Here is a 255-nt window from a genome sequence, read left to right as displayed (position 1 = left end):
AACGCCAGGTCGGCCGAGGTCTTGGCTTCGTAGTGGGCGTTGGGCACGCCGGCGGCCGTGCCGTCGAAGGTGCCCAGCGTCTGCGGGCCGTAGTGGATCACTTTCAGGTCCGTGTCCAGCGCGCCGGCCACGTAGTCGAAGCCCAGCGTGAACTTGGAGCGCGGGCCGCCCTGTTCGATGAACAGGCGCTCGCGCTCGGACAGCAGCACGTCCTCATAACCCTTGAGCGAGGCGGGGGCGTGGATGCCCGTCACT

General features: G+C 68.2%; 1 pseudogene. It reads right to left on the bottom strand.

The annotated features are described in order from the left end of the window. Positions 1-255 (bottom strand): annotated as a pseudogene (locus tag H3H36_RS26545) (TonB-dependent receptor); the annotation flags it as partial.

The sequence above is a fragment of the Rugamonas fusca genome, assembly GCF_014042365.1.
Lineage (GTDB): Bacteria > Pseudomonadota > Gammaproteobacteria > Burkholderiales > Burkholderiaceae_D > Rugamonas > Rugamonas fusca.
This window is presented reverse-complemented; position numbering and strand designations above follow the sequence as displayed.